The sequence below is a fragment of the Amygdalobacter nucleatus genome (assembly GCF_029167365.1).
GTDB lineage: Bacteria > Bacillota > Clostridia > Saccharofermentanales > Fastidiosipilaceae > Amygdalobacter > Amygdalobacter nucleatus.
In genome coordinates, this window is sequence record NZ_JARFNM010000001.1 from 702,635 (window position 1) to 724,448 (window position 21,814).

A 21,814-nucleotide genomic window follows, 5' to 3' on the forward strand; every position below is an offset into this window, starting at 1 on the left:
AAGTCTGCTACCGCTACTTTGCTACCTGGCTTAAAAGGTAGCGAGGTAGTGGTAGCGACAACTTTTAAACTTTTGTAGAAAAGAAAAAAACATGATTTTTTAGATAAATTGATTATAGCGGTTCATATGTCTTTTCTGTGATAGTCATAAGAGCTTATTAGTAAAAGCACTATTTTCAGTGAGATAGTAAAAGCACTATTTTCAGTGAGATAGCAAGCATATACTTTTTGACCACAGTCCAAAAAGTAGGCTTGTAAGCTGCTAATTCACCTTAATCAATTTTAGGGAGTACCCTAAGACCCCAATGAGAAAGGAGAGATGAAAAATGCCAAAGATAGTTAATCGTAAAAACAACTGTACCGTTCACTTTATGGTGAACGAAGAAGATATGAAAGAATTAAATAGAAGATTTGCATTGACCAATTTTAAGAGCAAGAGAGAATTTTACAGAGATACTATTTTCAAGAACAAAATTATCAGCATTGATATTTTTGGAGACTTCAGAAAAGAACTGAGGGAATTATCTTCTCTTATAAGTCGTAACTCAGTGAACCTGAATCAGATTGCAAAGGCGGTAAACAGTACAGGAGTTATTTACAAAGATGATATTGAAAGTATCAAGGAAGCTTTGCAGGGGGAACTTCTTTTTCTATCAGAGTTTAGAGAAAAGGTTTCCGACTATATTATCAATGAGGTTGTAGGATAATGGCTGTTACAAAGATACATCCGATTAAAACAACTCTTAAAAAGGCAATAGACTATATCTGTAACGGAGATAAGACAGACGATGAAATCTATGTTACAACACACCTTTGCAGCAGAGAAAATGCTCATAAAGAGTTCGAACTTACCAAGAAACAATTTAGCTCAAGAACCAAGACCTTAGCACATCATTTGATTCAATCTTTTGTTCCGGAAGAAGTGAGTTTTGAAGAAGCACATCAAGTTGGAATTGAACTCTGTGAAAAGATTTTAGGCGGGAAATATGAGTATGTATTGGCTACTCATATTGACAAAGACCATATTCATAATCACATCATTTTTAATTCCATAGATGTTGATGAAGGTAAAGTTTATCATTCCTACTATGGTTCCTATATGAACATCAGAAATCAAAGCGATAGACTGTGCAAGGAACATAATTTATCGGTAATAGATGTTGAAACGCAAAAAGAAATCAATGAAATTAAGCGAAGAAAATTTGTGAATTGGTACGACTGGAATGAAGATAAAAAGGGCAGTAGCTATAAATCAAGACTTCAATTTGATATTGATAGAATCATAAAGCAGTCAATCAACTGGCAGGACTTTTTATCTAAAATGGAAAGCTATGGTTATGAAATCAAGTTTGGGAAGCACATAGCTTTTAGAAGTAAAAATCAGCAAAGATTTACCAGAGCAAAGATCATTGGAAATAACTACACTGAAGAACAGATTAAGGACAGAATCCTAAATAAAGAGAAAGAAATTGGCAATATCATTGATATTAAGAACAACGAAAAAGCAAAGTTGAACAAAGGGTATGAACACTGGGCAACGAAACATAATCTTAAAACTGCTGCTTCCACACTTGTTGAAATTAGGAATAAAGGTTTTAACTCAATGGAAGAATTGGAGCGTGGCATCAGCCGAATCTCCATTGAAAAGAATGAGTTGAAACGAGAATTTGATAAGCTGTCATTGGAACAAAAGAGGATAAAGGCAGTAGTAAAGCATATTCAAGTCTGTATTAACAAGCGAGAACATTATGAGGGTTATCGCAAAAATCCGAATGACAAAATTTATTTGATGATGAATCGAAAAGATGTGGAAGCTTATCAGAAATCCTATGAGGAAATAGATATTTTCCTTAAACAATTTCCTCATTTGAGACATATGGTGTTGGGAGAGTTAAAAGCAAAATCAGGTAAAATTCTTTTCAGAAAATTAAATGAGCGTTCCAAAGAATTACAGATTAAACAAGAGGATATTGCCGAGAAACATAATGCGTTATCAGTAAAATATGAGGAGTTGGAACATCTGAAAAATAACATGAATGATTATCTTGGCAGAGATAAAACTGAGAAGAAAAAGGAATCAGTTATCGACGTCATAAAGAAGCATAAGGCTAAGGAAAAAGAAAAGCCAAAAGAAAAGAAAGAAGCAAACAAAGAAGCTGATAGGTAAATTTATGGTCGGTGTGGTCTTAGGGCTGCACCGGCTTTTTACTATTTATAGTGGTAAAATCTAAATAGAAATTCGAATATTTTCGAAATAGAGTTGACATACATTCTGTAAAAAAGTATAATCTATTTAGAAATATATCGAAATAGAATTTTGAAGTTTAAAATAGATTAGACGAGGTAATTTGAGTGGGATTCCCGAATACATTTAAAGCATTAGCAGATCCTGTAAGGCGTGATATTTTACTTTCCTTGAAGCAAAAATCACTTACAGCAGGAGAAATTGCTGAAAAATATGATTTATCTAATTCAACCATTTCTTATCATTTATCCTTGCTAAAAAAAGCAGAATTAGTAACGGAGAGGAAGTATAAGAATTTTATATACTATGACATAAATATATCCGTATTTGAGGAATTGATAATTTGGTTATCACAGTTTCAAGGAGTGGAAAATGAAGAATAAAAAATGGTATGTGGTAATAATACTACTTAGTTTTTCAGCAAGTATATACCTATTAACTAACGGAAATGGAGAAATTAGTTTCTATAAGCTGTATATACTACCAATGATAATTTCGGTATTTAGCATAGGCTTAGATATAATTGGTGGGATGCTGGCGAAAAGAGATAGATTGCCACATAAATTAGTATTGCCTATTGCAATGAGTGTTCCTGTGTTATTTTCTATATCACAATATGGAAAGTATGTTTTTAATCAAGCGAATGAAAACTATACTCAGAAAATAATACATGTTTTAGTAGCTTTAATCATTATTGCAGTTGGGAATTATTTGCCAAAAACAAAACCAAGTAGATTTGTAGGACTGAAATTTTTCTGGTTATTAGATAGACCGGTACTATGGTTTAAAGTGCATAGGTTGGCGGGATATTTATGGATTATATCTGGCATTTTGATACTATCCGTTGGTCTTTCAAATAAATGGTTTTGGATGATTAGTTATGCAATGCTGCTATATGTCATTCCATTGATATATTCCATTGTGTTATTAAAAAAAGAAAAGGAGGAGAAAAATGAAATCATCAAAGATTAAGCACCTAATTATTAGTAGTATTTTATGCTTAGCTACAGTTGGCATTTTCTTGGTATTTGGTAAGAATTTACCAGATATAGTACCAGTACATTGGGATTCATCTGGAAATGTTAATGGTACTATCGCCAAAACCTACTTAACTTACGGAGCGCCATTTGCATATCTGCTTATTAACTTTATTGCATTTGCAAAGTTTCAAGGAAGTGAAAAAGCAACATGGAAATACTATCTTGTACCATTAAGTGTAATAGCAATTAGTTTCTTGGTAATATTTTTAGCTTTGAGATAAGAACATAGTGCAGAGTAAAATAGCTCCAGACAGATTATTCTGCTGGGGCTATTTTTAGGAGGAATTATGCTGAAAATAAATAATTTTTCGAAAACCTATAGTAATGGTCATGTTGCAATTGCTAACTTAAATTTAACGGTAGAAGCAGGTGATATATATGCGTTTATTGGTTCTAATGGTTCAGGTAAGACATCAACTATAAAGGCTATCGTGGGAATACATGATTTTGATGGCGAAATCATTGTTAATGGTAAAAAAGTAAGCAGAAAAAATGAAACTTATAAAAAAGATATTGCTTATATACCGGATAATCCTGATGTATATGAAAATTTGACAGGCTTTCAATATGTCAATTTTGTATCTGATTTATACGAAGTCGCAAAAAATGTAAGAGAGGAAAAGTTAGATTATTTCTCAAACTTGTTTGAAATGAAATCCTTTCTAAACAATACAATTTCATCCTATTCACATGGTATGAAACAAAAAATTGTGATTATCTCAGCATTGATTCATTCCCCTAAGTTATTAGTAATGGATGAGCCTTTCGTGGGATTAGATCCCAAATCATCATATTTGCTAAAAGAAGAAATGAGAAAGTTAGCGAGAAATGGTGGAGCAATTTTCTTTTCAACACATGTTTTAGAAGTTGCAGAAAAGCTTTGTAATAAAATTGCCATGATAGATAATGGACATTTGATTTTTGAGGGTAAAACAACAGAAATATTAAAAAACTCTGATGGATTAGAGCAATATTTTATGGAGATGATTAAAAAATGAAAAATACTGTCATACTTGTAAAAAATCAAGTGATCAATCTCCTTAATATCGGTAATGGAGAGAAAAACAAAAAAGAAACATTGATATATACTTCATTGAGTCTATTTTCTGTATTTATGTTGGTTTGCTTGTACAATTTCTTTTCAATAAAATCAATTATAGAAATTGGGTTATATAAGTATGCTGTATCGTATGGAGTTTCCATATCGTTTTTCTTTGTGGTTTTAGCAACGATTTTTAGAAGTAATTCTATTTTCTTTTATAACAAAGATTTTGAAATGCTTAGTTCTTTTCCGGTAAAAAAATCTGAAATCATTGCAAGTAAGTTTTTTCTATTATATTTAATAGACTTAATTATATGTGAAAGCGTATTGCTGCCAGATGTAATTTTATTATTATTAAAACAATACATTTCAATTGAACTATTTTTGATTTTTTTAGTAGCAAGCATAATTATCCCTATTATTCCTATGTGTGTGGCTTCTGGCTTGGCGATTTTAATTGAGATGTTAGGTAGTTTATGTAAAAGAAAAAATATTGTGAACATCACATTATCATTTTTGCTTTTCATGGGATATTTTATAGTTATATCAATAAATCGTGGGGCGAAATATTTAGCGTTAGAAAAAATTATTGAGAATAAACTTATAAAAATATTTCCTTTTGCAAAGCTATTTTATATCGGAGAAAGTTTACAAATTAGACTTGTTATTTTCTTGTTGATTTCAGTTGCGATATTTAGCTTGTATTTCACTTTCTCAATGAAAAATTACGATAAAATACATCTATTTCTAAATAGATGTATTCAAGGGAAAAGAGAGAGTAACTTAATCATTAAGACAAAAACACCATTTAGAGCGTTGTTTGAAAAAGAATTGAGGAGGTATTTAGGCTCAAGTAGTTATGTGATAAATACTTCTTTGGGCATTATGATTTTGTGTTTTGTATCATGTGGATGTATTATATTTGGAATTTCTAATATAGAAAATCTGTTAGGAATAAGCTCATTGGAATCAATACTTACTCAATATGGTTCATTGTTTATTGCTTCATTTTTAATAATGTCTTGCACTACATCATCGTCCATATCATTGGAAGGCAATAACCTATGGATATTACAATCATCACCAGTGTCTACAAGGAAAATCATAAATAGTAAAATAGCGGTTAATGTTTTAATACACTTTGTTGGATATGTACTTGCAGTAATGATGATTCTTTTGAAAACTAAATTGAATGTGCTTCAAATGAGTTTTGTATTGATTGTTCCGATATGTTATTCATTATTTATTTCTGTTGTAGGTCTTTATCTAAACATGCGATACATGAAACTTAAATGGAATGATGAGATAAGTGTAGTTAAGCATAGTACAGCAGCCATACTAACCAATCTTATTGCAATAATTATGATTGCAGTTCCTGTTATAATGATGATTTTCTTGCATTTGTCATATCAAGTAACAATGCTTATAATATGCACCTTAATGCTTATTGTTCGTCAAAAATTATATAGAGTTAGTCTATCTATAAATTTTTGCAAGTAATGTGAAGAAAATACCTATGAACTAAAAATAAAATTAAATATAGAGATATTTTCAAGAGGACATTTTACGCCAAAGTGTAGAAGTCCTCCTTTTTTATTCTCATAAAGCAAAAACAGAGAACTTAAAAAGGAGGATAACTAAGTGGCAAAAGAATATTACATTTATGTAAAAGGCAAAGCCGTACCTGTAAGTGAAGAAGTTTATAAAGCCTACTGGAAGATAACAGAGCATGAAAAGTATCTCCAAAGAAAAGATTGGAAGCACAATGTTATATCATTTTCGGCACTGGATTATGACGGACACTTTATAGATAACATCATAGATGAAAGAATAGACTTAGAAAAAATTGTAGAAGTAAAAATGCAAATTGAAGAATTAAACAAGGCACTAGCCACACTAACAAAAGAAGAACAAGAGTTAATGGAAGCCATCTTCTACAGAGAAGAAAGTCTAAGGTCAATCGGCAGAAAAGAAAAAGTAAGCTATCAAGCAATCGGAAAAAGGAGGGATAAGATTTTAGAAAAACTAAGAAAGATATTAAAAGATAAAATCTAAAAACATGGAAAGGTTAAGTGTCAAAAGATGCTTAACCTTTTTGACTATATATAGAGGTTTGAGAATCTGGGCTATTATTTGAATAAAGAAATTTTATGGTACAATCACTGTAGTTTAGTTGAAAATAACGCAGTAATGTTTATTAGATTTGTAAGCTTAAAATTTTAGAAAATTTTATATTTTAGTATCACTTATGATACTGTCTTGATACTAAAAAACTCAAAAACTATAAAAAATAGGTATAAAACGCTCAAAAATAGAAACAAAATAGATACTGCTTTATAAAAACAAGAAACAAATATGCTATGGTAATTATTGAGTGGGAATAATCGCAAAATTGTCTAAAATGGCTTGATTACAAGCTATATAGAGAATGAAAAATGGCTACTGGTACTCAAATGGTACTGGAAGTAAAAAAGAATAAATTGAATAATAGTTCCAAGTGGTTTACATTTGGACAAAAAATTGAGACTTTTAATTAGTTTGTGTATATAAACTCCTCCTGATTAGATAATCATAATCAGGAGGAATTTTTATGGCAAGAAAAAGACCAGAAATAAGACTAAACAAAATATCAAAAATTTATATTAAACCAACACCATAAATAAAATTTATCATCACAAAAAATGGAAAGTTTACTTGACATTTACTCTAAAAAGAATTATAGTATATGTAAAGTTAACTTGTCATTTGATGGGAGGTAATTAAATGTGAAAAATAGACTTGAAGAAATTAGAAAAAGTCGAGGAATTACTCAAGAAGAACTGGCAAATATCCTTGAAGTGTCAAGGCAGACCATCGGTTCTCTAGAGAATGGAAGGTATAATCCTTCAATTATTTTAGCTTTTAAAATTGCTAAATTTTTTAAATTGACAATTGAAGATATTTTTATTTATGAGGAGGAAGAAAATGAATAGAAACAAAAGCATCTTAAAAGATTGGATTTTAGTATTTTTTGGAGTAGCACTGGTTTTAACGGGATTCTATCTTCACAAAAGCATCAATAGTGTAAATAAGACAGTCCTCGCTATTCCGTATTTATTTATCGGTATTGGATGTGGAGTTTTCGGACATTTCATGGGAAATATAATTAAATATTTCTCTACAAAAAATAACAAAGAGTTAATAAGACAGCTTGAAATTGATAAGACGGACGAAAGAAACGTATTGATTGCAGAAAAATCAAAGGCAAAGGCCTACGACTTAATGACCTATCTCTTTGCAGCCATGCTTATTATGTTTTCATTGATGGGTGTTGATGAGTTACAAATAATAATACTAGTTGCAATCTATCTTTCTATACAAATATATGCAGTATTTTGGCATTCTAAATTTGAAAAAGAAATGTAAAAAAATTAGACCGTAGCTTCAAGCTGCGGTCTTTTTGCGTACATATTTTTATTTTAAAAATCTTGATTTTTTTGGATATGATAATTTCCATTCTTCAAACTCTTCATCTGTTATTTCATCATTATAATGTTTTTTTTCTCATTTCATCCCATTCTATTAGGAAATTATTATAGGTGTACGTTTCGACTTCATCACCAACGTTAGGGAAAAAATTCAAGTCAGATCGGTTAACGGTCTTACAAGAACCATCAGGAAATCCAATAATTATACAATCATCTTTTATACTTATAATCTTTGCCATAAAAACCTCTCGGCAATAAAAAAATTACTAATTTCGCAACAAACGAGCAATCTGATTATATATATATATATATGCAAGTTCCGAACGGTTTTTTAAGCTATATTCACCAAGAAGCTTGTAAATCTAATCTTCACGCCCCATCCTTCAACACCTTGTAATAAAAAATAGCCAGCTGCGTGCGATCCCTAAGCTCCAATTTTTCTAGAATTTGCGAGAGATAATTGCGGATTGTCCCTTCGCTGAAATGTAACTCAGCTGCAATTTCTTTATTGCTTAGGCCGTTAGCGACACAATAGATAATCTGCCGTTCAGAATTTGTTAAACGTAGACTTGCAAGCTCCACCGACTTTGCCTCGACTTTAGAATTAGCCGTAGATTGTAATAAGTTCGGCAATTTCTCACTGATGGCGTTCCCATAGACAGATTGGCCCTGCTTTACAGCTAAGATAGCTGGTAGGAGCGAATCAAAATCAGTTTTTAGAAGATAACCTTTAGCGCCCATTTTGAGCGCCTCGATAATATAATCATCTTCCAAGAAAGTCGTAAGATACAACAATCTAGCACTAGGATCAGATTCTAATATTTTTCTACCGGCTTCTATACCATCCATTGCCGGCATCCTAATATCCATTAAGGCTAAATCAGGCTTGTGCTTCAGATAAAGTTCGACTGCCATCAGACCATCATAAGCCAGAGCGATGACTTTAATTGGATCATCTAGTTTTTGGCTAGTTGCCTCGATGATTGTCTTGATGCCTTGGGTAACTAATTTATCGTCATCAGCGATGAGAATTCTCATTAGCGTTGACCTCCTTGGGGATTTGGATGAAGTAGCGGTAGCCATTTACACAACATAGATTGAGTTTGCCTTGCATTTCTTGCACCCGTCGATTGATACCAGACAGGCCAATGCCGTCTGAATGGGTTGGATTATTGTTAGTTTGCCCATTATCGGCGACAAACAAACTGAACGAATCATTATTTTCTTGGAAATAAATTTTGCAATTTTTAGCTTGGCTATGCTTAGTGGTGTTGGTCAGACATTCGCGAACTATACTGAGAATTGAGTAAATAGAAGCAGCCTTTAGTGGGCAATTAGCGCTGTATCTAAAATCAATTTCCAAATTTGGGAAGCTTGCACAGATGCTTTTAAGCTCAGTTTCCAAATTTAGAGCCTTGCTGTGTTCACTATGAATGACTTTTCTCACATTTTGCATCGCATTTTGTAATTGCGCACTGACTAAGTGCAGATTTTGCGCAAAATCATAGCTTGGTGAAGTTAATTCCAAAGCTTTCAGTTGCACGATACAGCTCGTTAATTGGTGACCCAAAATATCGTGAATTTCGCTTGTTAAACGCAGGCGCTCTTTTTGAAAAGATTGCTCAATCAGCTTGTCCTGTTGCGCTATTAATTGAGCTTGGAGCTTGTTCAACTTTTGATTTGCACCTTGTAAGACGTCAATTGTTTGGAGGTATGCCGATTGCTCGCTCGTGCCACTTTCATTGTTTTTTTCAGATAAGTAAGCCCATAGACTGAAACAGCTAAGGAGAATTAATAAAGCGAGGTTATGTAATTGGCTGTAAGCAAAAAGCAGACTCACAATTAAACAGATACTTAGTGTGAAGAGGTTTGGGATATTCAGTATCAGGCAGGGAAGAAAGAACAACAGATTAGGCAATTTGTAGCTTATCAAAAGACAGATAGCTATACATAATAGCGGTATTATTTTGGCCGTAAATGTCCTAATTTGGCTAATTTCTGCAAGTGAAAAGAGAATTAGGCTTATGCATGCTTCGACAACTATGAACTCATTGGCTTGATAAGAGGCTAAAGCCCATAAACTACTTATGAGAAGTAAACGCAGGCTTATTGCAAATTTGTTCATGCTAGTCATTCCTTGTTCTAAAATCAGTATCTCTAAATCGAATCAACTCAGTTCATTATAGCAAGGAGAACATGTTTAATTATATGCAAATCAATGAACTACTGACATTTGTCATGCGCATATGTGGCAAATTACCCTTTTAGCAGCTGCCCTTAGCATCTATGATAAGAGCTGAAAGGAATTAAGAGGTATGGTTATCGAAGTTAAAGATTTGGTTAAACGTTATGGAAAATTGCTGGCGCTGGATCATTTCAGTCTGACAGTTAAAAAAGGTGAAATTTACGGTCTTTTAGGTCCAAATGGTTCAGGTAAAAGTACATTTATCAACTGCATGTTAGCTTTGCTTGCAAAAGAGCAGGGCGAGATCAAGCTGTTTGGCGAAGAAATTACACCTGAAGCTTACAAAATTAAAGCTAGAATTGGCCTAGTCCCGCAAGCAATCTCTGTCTATGAAGAATTGACTGTTTTAGAAAATATTGATTACTTTTGTAGTCTTTATATCCGCGATAAAAGGCAGCGCAAGCAATATGTCGAAGATGCAATTAAATTTGTCGGTCTGGAAGACTTTCATAAATTTCATCCCAAGCAGTTATCAGGTGGCCTGTTAAGACGGCTGAATTTGGCTTGTGGTATAGCTCATAAGCCAGAATTGTTGATCTTAGACGAGCCAACTGTGGCTGTTGATCCGCAATCTCGACAATATATTTTGGATGGCTTGAAAGCTCTCAGCCAACAAGGCACAACTATTCTTTATACAACGCATTACATGGAAGAAGTTGAGCAAATTTGCGATAGAGTGACCATCATGGATAAAGGTCATGAAATCGTGCAAGGTACAGTAGATGAAATTTGTAACATGTCGAAACATGGTGAAATTTATCAGGTAGAATTATTAGATTTGCCAGAACTTGTTCGGACAGAGCTTAATAATTGGTCAGATATTGAACATTGGTCATATGATCAAAATGTGCTGATAGTTGAGTTAAAAGCTGAAAAATCATCTTTGCTCAATTTAGTGGAGCTGTTAGAAAGTCATCAGTGCAAGTTGGTTAATCTCAGTGTTAAGAAAATTCGCCTAAATGATGTGTTCTTGGAATTGACGGGAAAGGAGTTAAGAGATCATGCTTAAAAAGCATTTACTTTTAATTTTGCGTAATAAGGATGCTCTCATATATGGTCTAGCTTTTCCACTTTGCTACGTTTTAATTTATTCATTTGCTTTGAGTAAGTTATTCCTTGGCTCAGCTGAGTTTAGTCCAGCCAAAGTGATCTTACATGTACAAGCTGAGCCAGATGTGCAAGCTTCGGTGATTAACATGTTTAGCAAAGTAGCTGAGATTAAATCTGATCTTGCTAGCTTAGATAAGACTATTACGCAAGCTGAAACAGATAACATAAATGATGCAAGTGATAGTCACAAAATCATGCAAATTGTAGTGGCTAAATCAGAGACGGAAAAAATTGCTCTTAGTAAAGAGGGCAAGACAGTTGGAAATATTGTCGTAAAAGCATCAGCTAATGCAGCACCCAAGTTTAATTTTGAGGTAGATCCAAGCAAGTCTGAAAGTTTTCATGCCAGTTTAGTCTATGAAGTTTTGAATCGTTTAGCACAAGTAAATAAAGCTATTTATTTTAGTTCCGCTAAACTTGAACAAAATTATGCTGACAGTAAGATGTGGGCAGATTATGGTAAAAATCTAAAACAAGCTTTTTCGAGCAAGTTGACACAAGAATTTAAGCCTGGTTCAGCTGTTTCAAGTCAAATGGCATGTTTGTACAGCCTTTTAGCTTATCTTTGCATGTATTTTATGTCTTTTGGTTCTAATTTACATGCAAGCACTGATGCAGCTGTTAATCCAGTAGCACAGAGAACATTGGCAAGTCCGTATCCAAAACATAAGATCATTTTCTATTATTCTTTAGTCACATATATGCTCAGCTTGTTGGCTGTCTATGCTTCCGCAGCGTTTTTGGTGTTGCGTTTTAATAGCTTGCAGAAAAATATTTCACTTATGTTTATTATCCTAACTTTAGGAACATTGCTAGCTAACAACTTAGGGCTTTTTATAAGCAGAATTTTAATGCTTAATAAGGATGTTTTAATGGCAATTAATGTTGCTTTACCCTTATTTATGGCAGCTTGTGCAGGAATGATGAGTGAAAACTTGCGTACGCTTATTATTGAAAAATTACCTTGGTTAAATACTTGTAACCCATTAGCTGTTATTAGTGATGCAATCTATGCCCTTCAAGTTAGCGATATTGCCTTATTTAAGCATAAGTTATTAGTTATTTGCTTGGAGATAGTTATCTTTATGAGTTTGAATTATTGCTTAGGACGGAGGAAACTATATGCAAAGCTTTAAGCTGTTTTGGCGGCTCATCAATGCTCGCAAGCGTGCGAGTATAATTGCATTGGCCATTTATTTTCTTATCAGTATATGTTTTTTCTATGCTAATCGCCACCATACTAAATCTTTTAAGGCTCAGAGTATTAAAATAGGCTTAGTTCAGACAACTGATAGCAATATAGAACAAGGTGGAGAACTAGTACAGGCTGAGCAAGCTTTTTTGAAGTCTTTTCTTGCACATGTTGGAGAGGGTAATGAGCTGATTTATCTTTCAGATGATGAAAATGTGCTCAAGCAATCTTTATATGATAGGAAGTCTGATGTTTTATTGCGTTTGCCAAATGGATTTTTGACAAGTTGGCTTGATACTAATGGGAAAAAGTTAAAAGTTGAATTAAAGACTAAAGATAATCAGTTGGCTTATCACATTATCGAGGCGAGAGTTTCAGCCTTTTTGCGTAATTGGCAAATATTGCAAAGTGCTGAAACTGTTTTAGATACTAAACATAAAACAGATATATATACGTTAATTAATAATGTCCAGAAATCTTTAGACACGCAAATTACAGTAAGAAATGCTAGAGCAAAGGAATACAAATTGTTAAATATTATAGCGTACAACGGACTGCCGATTTTGTCGTATGCTTTTATCGTCGCATTTATTTCTATTATGGCGGGCAATTTTTACATCATGAATCAAAAAAATTTGAAACAACGTGATGAAATTGGCAATGTTAGAGCGAGCAATAAATTGCTTTCTACATATCTAGCAGCTTTGCTGTTTGGCGTTGCCTATTGGTTGGTGTTTATACTCTTCATTCATCTATTGTATGGACATTTTGTGTTTAGCCTTATTTTAATGCTTTTATATGCGGCAAGTTTGCTTAATATGTTTTGCTTAATAGCTTTTGCGATATTCATTGCAGAGATTAATTCAAAGCCAGGTGTCACGCAATTTTTGAGTACAATTTTAAGCTTACTTATCTCATTTGGTAGTGGCATTTTTGTACCGTTAGAGTTAGTTTCTAAACCTTTAAGAACAGTTTCTATGTTATTCAGTCCGATTTGGAATGTTAAGTTGAATTACTTACTTTTAAGTTATGCTACTTGGAGCAAAACACAAAAAACTACCGCTCTTAAATACATCGCTATTCAACTTCTTTTGCTTGTGACTTATTTAATGCTAAGTTTGCTTTTACGGTATTATCGCAGCCATAAAAAGGCTCGTTCTTAAGCTCAACTTAGTTTACTTGAACCGAGTTATTTACTTTGAATAACTCGGTTTTTTTGCGTTACGCCTAATAATATCGAAATTCTTCTGTTCAACATGAGAATTATCGATCATTTCACGGTTAATAAATTCGCTGTCGCCATCATAATTAATGCCTTTAATGTTAAAGGGAAAGCGAGGTAAAAGTTCCTCATGTCCAGCTTTAACATTACTAGAGAACGGCTTTTTAATTGAGAGAGCTTCAGTCCAACCAGTAACCGTGTCAGTACAGTTCAAAGACCAAATATGGTCACCTTTAGTGAGCAACAGTGTCAGTAGAAAGCCAGCCAGGAGAGCTATCATGCTTGCTGTAAGATTTACCGAAAGGAATTTCGTTTCTGAGAGTATAAGAAGCTGGTTTAGTAGTAGACTTACTTTTAGGCTTAAAAAGCTTGCGAGCATTAGCTAAATAGCGGTCAATAGTGGCAGAGGACATAAGCTTAATTTCAGAAATTACAGGGTCATGCAAGGAAACTATAGTACCTTTATTTTTACGACCATAGTGTAATTCATTAAAAGAAATAAGGCGTTCAAGAAGTCCATTTTGAATTTGTAAGACAAGATATTGACCGCAAGCTTGACCAGAAATGGCCCAAGCATTGACTAAAACATCCCGAGCTTGAGATGAGTATTTCTTAGGCTTAATTTTTCTTACAGATTTATAGGGGGAAATATAACGGTCGTAGGCAAGATGTAATTGCCTTCTAGTGTTATCTCTGCTCCAATTGCAGGTGACAGTAATAATGTCCAAGATTTTGGATTTGCGTTTTTTGGAAGCAAAATAATATTCATTAGCAAATCTAAGGGCTATCTCTTTTTTAGCCATCTGTGATATCCTTTCCATATAGAGTATTCTTTCTTTTGTTATTTGGAAATTAAAAAGATAACAAACTCTCTTGGCCCGCTTAAGAAATTTGGCGGGCAAATTTTGTGATTTTTGCGTTTCATTTCGCAGGCATTTTACGTGATGTACGTCGTTTGCTTGCCTGCATGTGCTATACTTTTCATCGGCTTTGCAGTTTGTTTATAGCTATATATGATGTAAAAAAGAGGTTGAAGTCTACTATTTATGAAGCGGCAGCATACAACTGAATCGTTGACAATCGCAGCGTTACTATCTTTATCTGGTGGCTTACAGGATATTTATACTTACTTATATCGTGGCAATGTCTTTGCTAATGCCCAGACAGGTAATATTGTTCTTATGAGTTACCATCTAAGTTCAGGCCAATGGCAGCACAGCTTGCGTTACCTTATGCCAGTTTGCTTTTTTGCTATGGGTATAGCCGCTACAGATTTGCTTGCACATTTTTATTTATCACAACAAAAACTTAAGTGGGAAATTAGAGTACTTTATCTGGAAATAATTCTTTTGGCCTTAGTTGGCTTTATGCCCGTGCAGCTTAATTTTCTAGCTAATGCTTTAGTTTCATTTTCTTGCGCCATGCAGGTGCAGACTTTCAGAAAAGTTAGGGGAAATTCCTACGCCAGCACGATGTGTATTGGCGATTTAAGGGCGGCCATGTCGTTTTTATGTAGTTATGGTTTACATAAGGAGAAAGAGGATTTACACCGAGCCTTTATCTATTTTTCAGTTATCGCTTGCTTTGCAGTTGGCGCTAGCTTAGGCGCAATAGCTTTGCCATATTTAGCTGGCAAAACGATTTGGTTGTCGAGTTTTCTTTTGGCTTTAGCAGTTTGTTTATTAACTTCGGAAGTTGAAAAAAACTAGATTTTTCAGATAAGTTATCTTAGAATATCGATAGTATTATGTGATTTTCGGAAAGACATTTTGGTCTTTATGAGAGGAGATATGTATGCAAATTATTAATACTGAAAAAGCACCAGCTGCTATTGGTCCATACAGTCAAGCCTATATGACGGGTAATTTGGTAATTTGTTCTGGTCAATTACCAGTTTGTCCACAAACTGGAGAGATGCCAGCTGATATCAAGGCGCAAGCAGAACAAAGTTGCTTAAATGTTAAAGCTATTTTAGAGGCTGCCGGTAGTGATTTGGAACATGTAGTTAAAACAACTTGTTTTTTGGCTGATATGGCGGATTTTGCCGCTTTTAATGAGGTATATGCTCGTTATTTTACATCAAAACCAGTTCGCTCATGTATTGCTGTTAAAGCAATTCCTAAAGCTGCTTTATGTGAAATTGAAGCAATTGCTGAAGTTAAGTAACTCTAATGCCACTTTTCAGAGTGGCATTTATATTTAGAGGGGCTTTATGTTGTCCTTACTAGTTAAGTTGTTATTTTTGCCGTTTTTACCTATCGTATGGATATTTAATTTAATGCGATATAAACATCAATTTCAGTCTAAATCGTCCAAACCGTCAGATAATGAATTGAAATGGGTAGATGACTTAGAAATGTTTTCTATCATTTTTGAAGATAAAGATTAATTACGAAATTAGATTGTATTTAATTTTCAACTGCAACAAAATGATTTTTTACGCAGTGCTATATTTGATAAATAAGAATAAATTGTAACAAAATTTCAAATTTAAGACAATATAAAAATGAATTTCTAATTCAAAATTGCATAAATCCCTAAATTACGGGAAAATATACACATATATAAATTAAGTAGAGAAGAGAAATTTTGTAAGCACTAGCCTTGAATCGTTAAATATGTAACAATACTGAAGCAACTATTAGTACAGTATGCTTAACTTATGGCTAAGCGTATATAAAAATTAGGGGGATTTATTCATGAAAGCTATTGTTGCTACTAAAGATCGTAAAGCTGCAGTTGTAGAGAAAGAGTTTCGTCCATTAAGAGCTGGTGAAGCTTTGCTAGATATGCTTTGTTGTGGTGTTTGCCATACAGACTTACATGTGAAGAATGCTGATTTTGGTGATAAGTCTGGTGTTGTGCTCGGACATGAAGGCATTGGTGTAGTAAAAGAGGTTACTCCTGGCGTAACTTCTCTCAAAGTTGGTGATCGTGCAAGTGTAGCATGGTTCTTTGAAGGATGTGATTATTGTGAATATTGCACATCTGGTCGCGAAACACTTTGCCGTTCAGTTCTGAATGCTGGCTATACAGCTGATGGTGGTATGGCTCAAGAGTGTATCGTAACAGCTGATTATGCTGTCAAAGTACCTGAAGGATTAGATTCAGCAGCTGCTTCTTCAATTACATGTGCTGGCGTTACAACATACAAGTCTTTGAAAGAATCAGGTGTTCGTCCAGGTGAGTGGATGCTCTTAGCTGGCTTAGGCGGATTAGGCAACTTGGCTTTATAATATGCTAATAATGTCTTTGGCATGAAAGTTATTGCAATGGATATTAATGATGGTCAGTTGGAGTTTGCTCGCGAGTGCGGTGCTGATATTTGTGTCAACCCAAATAAGGAAGATGTTGCCAAGTTAGCTATGGATAAAGTCGGTGTTTGCCATGGTGCAGTTGTTACAGCTGTTAATAAGGCAGCTTTCAACACAGCAGTTAATGCTGTACGGGCTGGTGGTTGCGTAGTTGCTGTTGGCTTGCCAGTTGAAACAATGTATCTCTCTATCCCACGTTTGGTTTTGGATGGTATCCGTGTCGTTGGTTCCTTAGTTGGTACACGTCAAGACTTGGCTGAAGCTTTCCAATTTGGTGCTGAATGTAAGGTTGTTCCTAAGTGCCAGATGCGTCAAATGAAAGACATTAATGATATCTTTTATGAGGTGGCAGCTGGTAAGATTCGTGGCCGTATGGTTATCGATTTGAAGCACTAAGTTATTTAGAATTTAACTTGTTCTGGGCGCTCCATCTGGGGCGCTCTTTACATAGGCAAGGAAGTTACTTAAGCTTGGCTTGATTTAGATAAAATGGCCTAGCTATTTACAATTGGCGTAATTTTAGCGGGTGCTTAAAATTCCTAATTACTTATCAGTTGACCGCTTAAAATCACAGACTTAACTTCTGAACTGTACTATATTAAATCTAGAGACATTGTAGGTAGGTAAAAAATGAATTTCGAGAAACTATATACTTTATTAGACAAAAAGTCTGACGAAATGATTAAAAACCGTCGCTATTTGCATGAGCATCCAGAAGTATCTTTTCAGGAAGAAAAGACGAGCGAATTTATTCTCAAACATTATGCCGATAAAGATGTAAAAGTTGAATATCCTTTAGGCACACATGGTATAAAAGTTACAATCGATTCAGGTAAACCTGGCAAAACAGTGGCGCTTAGAGCTGACTTTGACGCTTTGCCAATTCAAGAAGAAACAGATTTACCTTTTGCATCTAAAAATGGTGCGATGCATGCTTGCGGCCATGATGGTCATACAGCCTATTTGTTAGCTTTAGCTGATTGTTTAATTGAATTAAAATCTGAATTCACAGGTAAGGTAGTTATCTTGCACCAACATGCTGAGGAGGCTCCTCCAGGAGGTGCGAAAGAGATGATTGAAGCTGGTGCTTTAGAGGGCGTAGATGCTGTATTTGGTTGCCATTTCATGAATATGATGCAACCAGGCAAAGCCTATTACCACGCTGGCCCAACCCAACACGCTCGGTCCAAATTTATCATCAAAGTTCAAGGCCAAGGCGGCCATGCATCCATGCCACAAGATGCTAACGATGCAATTTTGATTGCTAGCCAAGTTGTTATAAATTTACAATCGATTGTATCAAGGCGCATCAGTTCTATGGAGTCAGCAGTATTAACAATCGGCTCATTTGATGGTAAGGGTCAAGCTAATATTATAAAAGATTGTGTCACATTAGAGGGTGATGTGCGTTGCCTAACTGATGAAACAAATCATTTCATTGAGAGGGAAATAAGACGTATTTGTGTTGGAATAGCACAGGCTTATGCTTGTGAGATAAAAGTCGATTACACAATTGATTATCCTGTGTTGTATAATGATACAAAATTGACTGAATTTGTGTACAAAACTCTGCAAAAAGCTAAGATTCCTGAGCTGAAAGGTGTAGAGGATAGTGGTATTCAAAATCCGTCAGAGGATTTTGCTTATTATGCACAAGTTAAACCGGCATGCTTCTTTTATATAGGAGCTAAACCTGATGCAGAAGCGGTTTATCCGCATCATCATCCAAAATTTGAGATTAATGAGGAGGCTTTAATGTTAGCTGCTAAATCTGTTGGAACTATTGCTTTGCAATATTTGAATGATCCTTGTATTTGCGATGAAAAGTGTCAATGTGAACCTGCTTGTGATTGCGGTGAAAGCTGTGATTGCAGAGAGAACTGTGATTGTGGCGAAAACTGTGATTGCGGTGAAAGCTGTGATTGCAGAGAGAACTGTGATTGTGGCGAAAACTGTGATTGCGGTGAAAGCTGTGATTGCAGAGAGAACTGTGATTGTGGCGAAAACTGTGATTGCCGAGAGAGCTGTGATTGTGGCGAAAATTGTGATTGCGGTGAAAGCTGTGATTGCAGAGAGAACTGTGATTGTGGCGAAAACTGTGATTGCGGCGAAAACTGTGATTGCGGTGAAAGCTGTGATTGCAGAGAGAACTGTGATTGTGGCGAAAACTGTGATTGCAGAGAGAACTGTGATTGTGGCGAAAACTGTGATTGCAGAGAGAACTGTGATTGTGGCGAGAATTGTGATAGTGAAGCAGAAAGTAACTGTGAAAAAGACTGTAATTGCACAAAAGATTGTTAGTCTCGCTTGATGCGACTACTAATGTTGAAGCACTCAACAAATTAAGCTTGGGTGCTTGCTTTTTAATAGCTAGAAAGTGAGGACTTTTATGCGCATAATGAAGAAAATTCCTGGTGGAACGTTACTTATATCTATGTTGATAGCAGCTATAATCCATACATTTTGCCCTGATCTATTCAAAATTGGTGGTATGACAGAGGCGTTGTTTAGTGGTAGTTCCATGAATTTTATCCTAGGTGCAGCTGTCTTTGTTTCTGGTTGTAGCCTGAATTCATCCAGCTTACCTAAAGTAATTAAACGTTACGGAACACTCTTAGTTTTTAGAACCATTTTAATTATTTTAGTTTGCTTAGCTTTCTATTATGCTTTTGGCGTTCCAGGTATAGCAGGTATCAGCACTTTAGCCTTTGTTTGCGCTATAACTTCCGTCAATCCAACGCTATTTTTGGCTTTAGTTTCAGATTGCGGTGATGAAATTGACCAGTGAGCTTTTAGCTTTATTTCGCTATTCTCAACCCAAGTTATTCCAATGTTTATCTATGGCTTAATGTCACCAACAGAAATAGACTTCATGCCAATTATCTCAACTTTGATACCACTTATTAGTGGTATTGTGATTGGCAACTTAGATAAAGAACTTGGCAAATTTTTGGCCACATGTATGCCTTTCTTAATTGTTGTTTTAGGTTGGGCAGTTGGCCTAGGCATTAATTTGTTGGAGACCGTGCGAGCTGGCTTAGATGGTATTTTAATGACAGCTATTTACTATGTCTTTACGTTTGTACCGATGCTGTTTGTCGACAAATTAGTTGTTAAACATGGCGGTCTATCAGCTTCAGCTATCGTTACTTTAGGTGTTGTTTTGACAGCTGTACTTACGCCAAACTTAGTGAAACATTTTTCGACAAATACTAAAAATGGAGGCCAATGAACAACTTTATTTTAATTGCAGCTAGCTTGATTATTCTCTGCGTATTTATTAACAAGCTCTTTCTGAAAATGGGTGTGCCTGTTTTGCTTGGCTTTATCTTTTTGGGCATTTTAGTCGGGCAAGACGGTATATTTGGTATTGAATTTACTAATTACAACTTAGTCGGCAATATTTGCACAGTCGCCTTGATTTTTATCATGTTCTACGGTGGCTTCAGTACCAATATTAAGCAGGCTAAACCAGTTCTCAAGCAAGCTGCGCTGTTAGCTGGTCCAGGTGTAGCCTTGACAGCCTTGTTTACAGGCTTATTTGCTTATCTATGTTTGGGCATGCCATGGTTACATGCTTTATTGTTAGGCTCAGTTATTGCTTCAACCGATGCCGCTTCAGTTTTCTCAGTCTTAAGATCTTACAACCTGAACTTGCGTTATAACAGCGCATCTTTGTTGGAAGTTGAGAGTGGTAGTAACGACCCGGCGGCATACATGTTGACGATCATTGTTCTGCAATTAATTCAAGGAAAGGGCGATTTGCAATTTATTATTAAGACAGTTGTTGCGCAAATAGTGTTAGCAATTGTGGCAGCTTGGCTCATAAGTAAATTGGCAGCTTATCTTTTGAACAAAATGCAATTTGCCACTGAGGGTTTTGAACTTGTTTTCATTATGGGCATAGCTTTGGTCAGTTATGCTTTGCCTTCAGCTTTTAATGGCAATGGTTACCTAAGTGCCTATATTTGTGGCTTGTTGTTAGGTAATAAACAAATAAAAGCCAAGCGTGAATTAGTTAGCTTTTGGTCAGGGATAACAGGCCTGATGCAGATTGTGATCTTTTTCTTGTTAGGCTTATTATCAACGCCATCGCTTTTGCCAGCAGTCTTTAATAAAGCAATTTTAGTGATGTTAGCTTTGACATTTTTGGTGCGCCCACTTGTCGTTTATCTATTACTTTTACCGTTCAAAGTTAATTGGCGTCAACTCGTGCTTTTGTCATTTGCAGGGTTAAGAGGTGCAGCTTCGATCGTATTTGCTATTATGGTAATTATGCAAGGCGAAATAGGTAGCGAGATTTTCCATATCACGTTCCTAATCGTTCTGTTGTCTTTAGGCTTGCAGGGCGTACTTTTACCTAAGGTAGCAAAATTGACAGATATGATTGAACCTGGTGGCAATGTCATGAAGACTTTTACGGACTATGCTGAAGATTTGCCAGTTCAATTTATGAAATTTCGCCTACAAGCTAATCACCTTTGGGTTGGCAAAAAGATTATGGATTTAGTCTTGCCACCACAGACGTTGTTAGTATATTTAGAAAATGAAAAAGGCGTAACTGTGCCTAACGGTGAAACTTTGTTACAGGCGAATGATAAGCTAATTTTGGCAGCCATTGAACCACACAAAATGCCAGGCGTAAGCTTGAGTGAACTTGAAATTAGCGAGAAGCATGAATATGTCGGGCAGGCTTTGAGTGAGCTTAATTTAGAGGATAGTTTGGTTGTTCTAATTAAGCGGGGCGATAAAGTCGTAATTCCAGATGGCAGGACTGTGATTAACGCTGGCGATGTCTTAATCTGTAACCGTGGCTAATTTGTATAGGTAGCTAAAAATCGTAATAAGTTAAAAAGGGGCTTTGAAAAGCTTCAAAAGGAAAAGACGAGCAAATAAGCAACCTCGTCTTTTTTGCTTAAACGCATTTATGAACCTATC

The 21,814-nt window shown here is 35.0% G+C and carries 24 protein-coding genes and 1 pseudogene; 20 read left to right on the forward strand and 5 right to left on the reverse strand.

Translation table 11 applies throughout. The features are described 5' to 3' along the window. The first annotated feature begins 325 nt into the window (after nt 1–325). From PYS62_RS03115 to PYS62_RS03160, 10 genes are all read left to right on the forward strand, one after another. The gene (locus tag PYS62_RS03115; RefSeq protein WP_066713519.1) at nt 326–706 is read left to right on the forward strand and encodes a plasmid mobilization relaxosome protein MobC; all 381 of its coding nucleotides are present in this window, start codon (nt 326–328) and stop codon (nt 704–706) included. Beyond that, the gene (locus PYS62_RS03120; protein ID WP_066713523.1) at nt 706–2,166 is read left to right on the forward strand and encodes a relaxase/mobilization nuclease domain-containing protein; all 1,461 of its coding nucleotides are present in this window, start codon (nt 706–708) and stop codon (nt 2,164–2,166) included. Before PYS62_RS03115 ends, PYS62_RS03120 begins: the two co-directional genes overlap by 1 nt. Before the next feature lie 185 nt (nt 2,167–2,351). Beyond that, nucleotides 2,352–2,627 (forward strand): autorepressor SdpR family transcription factor, encoded by a 276-nt coding sequence (locus PYS62_RS03125; protein ID WP_036380154.1) that lies wholly within the window; start codon nt 2,352–2,354, stop codon nt 2,625–2,627. Next, a complete protein-coding gene (locus tag PYS62_RS03130; RefSeq protein ID WP_066713526.1) occupies nt 2,617–3,216 on the forward strand; it encodes an SdpI family protein in 600 nt (199 codons plus the stop codon). Before PYS62_RS03125 ends, PYS62_RS03130 begins: the two co-directional genes overlap by 11 nt. Next, nucleotides 3,197–3,505 carry a DUF1648 domain-containing protein gene (locus PYS62_RS03135; RefSeq protein ID WP_004825228.1) on the forward strand — a complete coding sequence of 103 codons (309 nt, stop codon included), beginning with the start codon at nt 3,197–3,199 and terminating at the stop codon, nt 3,503–3,505. The genes PYS62_RS03130 and PYS62_RS03135 overlap by 20 nt, the downstream gene beginning before the upstream one ends. Nucleotides 3,506–3,571: 66 nt before the next feature. After that, nucleotides 3,572–4,282, forward strand: a complete 711-nt coding sequence (locus PYS62_RS03140) for an ABC transporter ATP-binding protein (RefSeq protein ID WP_028078707.1) — start codon at nt 3,572–3,574, stop codon at nt 4,280–4,282. Then, complete coding sequence (locus PYS62_RS03145; RefSeq protein ID WP_066713529.1) at nt 4,279–5,826, forward strand: hypothetical protein; 1,548 nt, start codon at nt 4,279–4,281, stop codon at nt 5,824–5,826. The genes PYS62_RS03140 and PYS62_RS03145 overlap by 4 nt, the downstream gene beginning before the upstream one ends. 141 nt (nt 5,827–5,967) lie before the next feature. Beyond that, nucleotides 5,968–6,381 carry a sigma-70 RNA polymerase sigma factor region 4 domain-containing protein gene (locus PYS62_RS03150; RefSeq protein WP_066713533.1) on the forward strand — a complete coding sequence of 138 codons (414 nt, stop codon included), beginning with the start codon at nt 5,968–5,970 and terminating at the stop codon, nt 6,379–6,381. 710 nt (nt 6,382–7,091) lie between these two features. Next, nucleotides 7,092–7,298: a helix-turn-helix transcriptional regulator gene (locus tag PYS62_RS03155; RefSeq protein ID WP_008901077.1), complete on the forward strand. Its 207-nt coding sequence runs from the start codon at nt 7,092–7,094 to the stop codon at nt 7,296–7,298. Continuing rightward, the gene (locus PYS62_RS03160; RefSeq protein ID WP_066713535.1) at nt 7,291–7,731 is read left to right on the forward strand and encodes a hypothetical protein; all 441 of its coding nucleotides are present in this window, start codon (nt 7,291–7,293) and stop codon (nt 7,729–7,731) included. The genes PYS62_RS03155 and PYS62_RS03160 overlap by 8 nt, the downstream gene beginning before the upstream one ends. 121 nt (nt 7,732–7,852) lie before the next feature. Here the strand turns inward: PYS62_RS03160 and PYS62_RS07535 are convergent, their stop codons facing one another. The 3 genes from PYS62_RS07535 to PYS62_RS03175 form a co-directional block, all read right to left on the reverse strand. Then, nucleotides 7,853–8,032, reverse strand: coding sequence for a hypothetical protein (locus PYS62_RS07535; protein WP_066713538.1), 180 nt, complete (start codon nt 8,030–8,032; stop codon nt 7,853–7,855). 130 nt (nt 8,033–8,162) lie between these two features. Continuing rightward, nucleotides 8,163–8,831 (reverse strand): response regulator, encoded by a 669-nt coding sequence (locus tag PYS62_RS03170; protein WP_066713541.1) that lies wholly within the window; start codon nt 8,829–8,831, stop codon nt 8,163–8,165. Then, nucleotides 8,812–9,918, reverse strand: a complete 1,107-nt coding sequence (locus tag PYS62_RS03175) for a sensor histidine kinase (protein ID WP_066713544.1) — start codon at nt 9,916–9,918, stop codon at nt 8,812–8,814. The genes PYS62_RS03170 and PYS62_RS03175 overlap by 20 nt, the downstream gene beginning before the upstream one ends. A gap of 190 nt (nt 9,919–10,108) precedes the next feature. Between PYS62_RS03175 and PYS62_RS03180 the strand changes: the two genes are divergently transcribed. Genes PYS62_RS03180 through PYS62_RS03190 form a run of 3 tightly spaced genes read left to right on the forward strand, consistent with a single transcriptional unit; the run spans nt 10,109 to nt 13,503 of the window. Next, nucleotides 10,109–11,047, forward strand: coding sequence for an ABC transporter ATP-binding protein (locus tag PYS62_RS03180; RefSeq protein ID WP_066713546.1), 939 nt, complete (start codon nt 10,109–10,111; stop codon nt 11,045–11,047). Continuing rightward, nucleotides 11,040–12,284 carry an ABC transporter permease gene (locus tag PYS62_RS03185; RefSeq protein WP_066713548.1) on the forward strand — a complete coding sequence of 415 codons (1,245 nt, stop codon included), beginning with the start codon at nt 11,040–11,042 and terminating at the stop codon, nt 12,282–12,284. The genes PYS62_RS03180 and PYS62_RS03185 overlap by 8 nt, the downstream gene beginning before the upstream one ends. After that, complete coding sequence (locus PYS62_RS03190) at nt 12,271–13,503, forward strand: ABC transporter permease (protein WP_066713550.1); 1,233 nt, start codon at nt 12,271–12,273, stop codon at nt 13,501–13,503. Before PYS62_RS03185 ends, PYS62_RS03190 begins: the two co-directional genes overlap by 14 nt. A 30-nt stretch (nt 13,504–13,533) precedes the next feature. Here PYS62_RS03190 and PYS62_RS03195 read toward each other — a convergent pair whose 3' ends face one another. Continuing rightward, entirely contained in the window at nt 13,534–13,776 is a 243-nt protein-coding gene (locus PYS62_RS03195; RefSeq protein WP_066713552.1) for a hypothetical protein, read from the reverse strand. 19 nt (nt 13,777–13,795) lie between these two features. Continuing rightward, complete coding sequence (locus tag PYS62_RS03200; RefSeq protein ID WP_156422952.1) at nt 13,796–14,383, reverse strand: hypothetical protein; 588 nt, start codon at nt 14,381–14,383, stop codon at nt 13,796–13,798. A gap of 225 nt (nt 14,384–14,608) precedes the next feature. On the opposite strand from PYS62_RS03200, the gene PYS62_RS03205 reads away from it, so the two are divergent. The 7 genes and pseudogenes from PYS62_RS03205 to PYS62_RS03235 all read left to right on the forward strand — a co-directional run bounded on the left by PYS62_RS03205 (nt 14,609) and on the right by PYS62_RS03235 (nt 21,694). Continuing rightward, entirely contained in the window at nt 14,609–15,271 is a 663-nt protein-coding gene (locus PYS62_RS03205) for a YoaK family protein (RefSeq protein ID WP_066713556.1), read from the forward strand. 85 nt (nt 15,272–15,356) lie between these two features. After that, nucleotides 15,357–15,728, forward strand: a complete 372-nt coding sequence (locus PYS62_RS03210; protein ID WP_066713558.1) for a RidA family protein — start codon at nt 15,357–15,359, stop codon at nt 15,726–15,728. Nucleotides 15,729–16,261: 533 nt separating this feature from the next. Then, entirely contained in the window at nt 16,262–16,798 is a 537-nt protein-coding gene (locus tag PYS62_RS03215; protein ID WP_315574142.1) for an alcohol dehydrogenase catalytic domain-containing protein, read from the forward strand. A gap of 21 nt (nt 16,799–16,819) precedes the next feature. Then, entirely contained in the window at nt 16,820–17,272 is a 453-nt protein-coding gene (locus PYS62_RS03220; protein ID WP_315574143.1) for a zinc-binding dehydrogenase, read from the forward strand. A 234-nt stretch (nt 17,273–17,506) separates the two neighbouring features. Next, nucleotides 17,507–19,177: an amidohydrolase gene (locus PYS62_RS03225; protein ID WP_315574144.1), complete on the forward strand. Its 1,671-nt coding sequence runs from the start codon at nt 17,507–17,509 to the stop codon at nt 19,175–19,177. A 97-nt stretch (nt 19,178–19,274) separates the two neighbouring features. Then, a pseudogene (locus tag PYS62_RS03230) lies at nt 19,275–20,108 on the forward strand (2-keto-3-deoxygluconate permease). After that, on the forward strand, nt 20,105–21,694 hold the full coding sequence (locus PYS62_RS03235) for a potassium/proton antiporter (RefSeq protein ID WP_066713566.1): 1,590 nt from the start codon (nt 20,105–20,107) through the stop codon (nt 21,692–21,694). The pseudogene PYS62_RS03230 and the gene PYS62_RS03235 overlap by 4 nt, the downstream one beginning before the upstream one ends. Nucleotides 21,695–21,814: the final 120 nt, after the last annotated feature.

Coding starts and splice junctions, on each gene's coding strand:
- PYS62_RS03115 (WP_066713519.1), top strand. CDS start 326: ATGCCAAAGATAGTTAATCGTAAAAACAACTGTACCGTTCACTTTATG.
- PYS62_RS03120 (WP_066713523.1), top strand. CDS start 706: ATGGCTGTTACAAAGATACATCCGATTAAAACAACTCTTAAAAAGGCA.
- PYS62_RS03130 (WP_066713526.1), top strand. CDS start 2,617: ATGAAGAATAAAAAATGGTATGTGGTAATAATACTACTTAGTTTTTCA.
- PYS62_RS03135 (WP_004825228.1), top strand. CDS start 3,197: ATGAAATCATCAAAGATTAAGCACCTAATTATTAGTAGTATTTTATGC.
- PYS62_RS03140 (WP_028078707.1), top strand. CDS start 3,572: ATGCTGAAAATAAATAATTTTTCGAAAACCTATAGTAATGGTCATGTT.
- PYS62_RS03145 (WP_066713529.1), top strand. CDS start 4,279: ATGAAAAATACTGTCATACTTGTAAAAAATCAAGTGATCAATCTCCTT.
- PYS62_RS03160 (WP_066713535.1), top strand. CDS start 7,291: ATGAATAGAAACAAAAGCATCTTAAAAGATTGGATTTTAGTATTTTTT.
- PYS62_RS07535 (WP_066713538.1), bottom strand. CDS start 8,032: ATGGCAAAGATTATAAGTATAAAAGATGATTGTATAATTATTGGATTT.
- PYS62_RS03170 (WP_066713541.1), bottom strand. CDS start 8,831: ATGAGAATTCTCATCGCTGATGACGATAAATTAGTTACCCAAGGCATC.
- PYS62_RS03175 (WP_066713544.1), bottom strand. CDS start 9,918: ATGAACAAATTTGCAATAAGCCTGCGTTTACTTCTCATAAGTAGTTTA.
- PYS62_RS03180 (WP_066713546.1), top strand. CDS start 10,109: ATGGTTATCGAAGTTAAAGATTTGGTTAAACGTTATGGAAAATTGCTG.
- PYS62_RS03185 (WP_066713548.1), top strand. CDS start 11,040: ATGCTTAAAAAGCATTTACTTTTAATTTTGCGTAATAAGGATGCTCTC.
- PYS62_RS03190 (WP_066713550.1), top strand. CDS start 12,271: ATGCAAAGCTTTAAGCTGTTTTGGCGGCTCATCAATGCTCGCAAGCGT.
- PYS62_RS03200 (WP_156422952.1), bottom strand. CDS start 14,383: ATGGAAAGGATATCACAGATGGCTAAAAAAGAGATAGCCCTTAGATTT.
- PYS62_RS03205 (WP_066713556.1), top strand. CDS start 14,609: ATGAAGCGGCAGCATACAACTGAATCGTTGACAATCGCAGCGTTACTA.
- PYS62_RS03210 (WP_066713558.1), top strand. CDS start 15,357: ATGCAAATTATTAATACTGAAAAAGCACCAGCTGCTATTGGTCCATAC.
- PYS62_RS03215 (WP_315574142.1), top strand. CDS start 16,262: ATGAAAGCTATTGTTGCTACTAAAGATCGTAAAGCTGCAGTTGTAGAG.
- PYS62_RS03220 (WP_315574143.1), top strand. CDS start 16,820: ATGAAAGTTATTGCAATGGATATTAATGATGGTCAGTTGGAGTTTGCT.
- PYS62_RS03225 (WP_315574144.1), top strand. CDS start 17,507: ATGAATTTCGAGAAACTATATACTTTATTAGACAAAAAGTCTGACGAA.
- PYS62_RS03235 (WP_066713566.1), top strand. CDS start 20,105: ATGAACAACTTTATTTTAATTGCAGCTAGCTTGATTATTCTCTGCGTA.